The organism is Atribacter sp. (genome assembly GCF_035418125.1).
Classification (GTDB): Bacteria; Atribacterota; Atribacteria; order Atribacterales; family Atribacteraceae; genus Atribacter; species Atribacter allofermentans.
Genome location: NZ_DAOLQM010000280.1, coordinates 1 through 2,654, shown reverse-complemented (window position 1 = coordinate 2,654; position 2,654 = coordinate 1). Strand labels below are relative to the sequence as shown.

The window sequence follows — 2,654 nt, the reverse complement described above, 5'->3', positions numbered from 1 at the left end:
TTAAAATACCATGAACCGATATAACTCACTTTTTTTCGAATGAGCTGCTCACTAGGATTGATCGCAATCATTTTTTCACCTGGTTCCCCAATTTGAGAAACAATCCCGTGTTTTCTTGCTATATTGAGGAGAGTATTAATAGCTTCCTCGTTAGCTGAGCAATCTACACTTTTATCAACACCACTGGGGAAATTTTCTTTAACAAATTCTACCGGAGAAACTTTTTTTGGATTAAGAACATACTGTGCACCCAAATCTTTTGCCTTATTGAGCCTTTCCTCAACGGGATCAATAGCCAGTACGGTTGCTCCCATATTTACTGCTGCGAGTACACCACTCAGTCCCATGGGTCCTAATCCGGTTATAGCTACTACATCATTGCCACAAACATTCATAGCTTTCATAGTTGAATAAAGGTTTCCTATTGCATCAGTTGAAACTGCACCGGTTACGAAACTCATTTTATCCGGCATAGGAAGGCATGACCTCTCGGCGATTAAAAGGTATTCAGCATCGGCACCATGCATATTAAAACCTAAAACACCTGGATTATTAATACAGAGATTAGGTTCTCCACCACGACAATACTGACAGTGACCGCATCCGACAAAACATATTGTAGCGACCCGATCGCCTTCTTTTAAATTTTTCACACAAGGACCAGCCTTATAAACTACACCACAAGGCTCATGCCCAACGATAAATGTTCCAGCAGGATATCCTGGTATTAGTGGTCGCCCATGGTAAATACTTAAATCACTTGCACAAAGAGCTGATGCTTTAATTTTAATCAGTACCTCGTCTCCTTGAGGATCAGGAATTTCCCATTCTTTAATATGTGCTTCCTTATTTCCCGGTAAATAAACCCCCTTTATTTTCATTAACATCCTCCTTTTATAAAATTATTCGCAATCTTTTTAACTGTTAGGATTAATAAGTGATTCTCAACCAATACTTATTTAATACGGTAAAATCTCGAAGTAATCAAATTAAGTTGCTTAATCAATTTTTTAAAAAGAAAAAGACATTTTTCAATTTTTTGATAATTATTTTTAAAGACCAAAGATATTTTAAAAAATTTGGGATACTGAGGGGGGATTGAACCCCCCTCAAGAGAAATTATTTTAGGAGATCAAGAACATCCTGTGGTAGCTCGCCGGAAGCCCCCCGAGTTGCAGCATTAAAACCATCGACCAGATTGGCTCGAACAATAGGATAAACATTGCTTACAAAATATCCATTCCGAACCTCATCCTTTTTTCCTAACATCCATTTTACAGCTGCTCGAATTGAATTTTCTCCCATTTCGATACAATCTGCCTCACCGCATCCAATAATTGGATGGTTAGGATCAGCGATGTATCTGGCTCCAGTAATTCCTCCTAAATCGGGAGCAGCAACGACTATTTCACCAGCTTTCTTTAGTGCAATTACGGCTTCAGCAGCACCGGTTGCCGGTCCCATCATCCAGGTTCCCCAGACTGCATCGATATCCTGGTTGGCCTGCAACATACCCAAAGCTAAATCATAACTTTCCGATGGATCAGTAAAACCTGCCTCAGCTATAATTTTTATTTCTGGATATTTTGCAAAAGTATCCTTTGCGCCTTTTAGACGCATGACATTGGTCCATTGTTCCAAGGCAAAGTAAATAAGTCCAACTTCACCCTTATAATCCATTGCATAAGCCAAAATCTCTGCTGCTGCTGCACCTTGCCCATAGCCATCTGCATCGACCAAACCAATATAGTTTTCTTCTCCATATAAACCTGCTGGTGTTGTCCAGTTGTGAACTTGTGGGACGCCAGCTTTTGAAAGAGCAACAAAAGATGGACCAAGAGTAACTGCTTCCCAAGCTTGGGCTACAACAAAATTCACAGCGCTTGCCTTTCCGGCTAAAGCATCAATTTGGTCCATCTGCTCGGCAATAGATGCTGATCCCATAAATGCAATAGGTTCTTTGCCTAATTCAGAAAGGATCTTATCCATACCATACTTATTGAGTACTTCGGTTTCGTCAAGGCTAGCACCCATGAAAAAGTATTCTCCAAAGGTTAACTGCTTAGCGGCTTCAATTTCTTCCGGTGTTAGGCTTAAAGCATCAGCACTGAGAACTTTTTCATTATTGGGTCCACCGGGAGTCATTACATTAGCAGCGAGCTTTTCTTGTAATTCTAAAATCCATTCCAAAGGAATTTCTTTGAATTTACTGTTCTCCTCGGCACCAAAAGTAACCATTGATAGAGATCCTAATAGGAATAACACGGTAACTAATAAACAAACCTTTTTTTTCAAAGATAATCTTAGAATATTCATTAATAAACCCTCCTAATTAATAAATTTTACTACTGACATGTTATTATAATTACTAAAAATATGGATTACTTAAAAATTCACCTCCTTGAGTAACTCCGAGATTTAAAACGGTTTATTCTTTATAAAGTGATTACTAAAAAAATTTAGTTTATGGGATGTCTATTGGATATTAGATGAGTAATATATGAGATTGAGGAATTTCTAAATTGTAATTATTCCATCTCGATACTCTATGTTTTAATAATATCTTATCAGAATTTTTATGAAACCAGTTAAATATCACTTTATATATTCCAGCTTTTCCCAACCCAATTAAGGTAATTTTAGACATGATTTAT

At 37.7% G+C, this 2,654-nt stretch carries 2 protein-coding genes; both read right to left on the bottom strand.

Annotation, left to right across the window (positions count from 1 at the left end; translation table 11 throughout):
* Nucleotides 1–881: alcohol dehydrogenase catalytic domain-containing protein (locus PLK24_RS10510; RefSeq protein ID WP_324478918.1), on the bottom strand; the 881-nt coding region annotated here is incomplete at its 3' end.
* A gap of 238 nt (nt 882–1,119) precedes the next feature.
* Nucleotides 1,120–2,316 carry a substrate-binding domain-containing protein gene (locus PLK24_RS10505; protein WP_324478916.1) on the bottom strand — a complete coding sequence of 399 codons (1,197 nt, stop codon included), beginning with the start codon at nt 2,314–2,316 and terminating at the stop codon, nt 1,120–1,122.
* Nucleotides 2,317–2,654 lie beyond the last annotated feature (338 nt).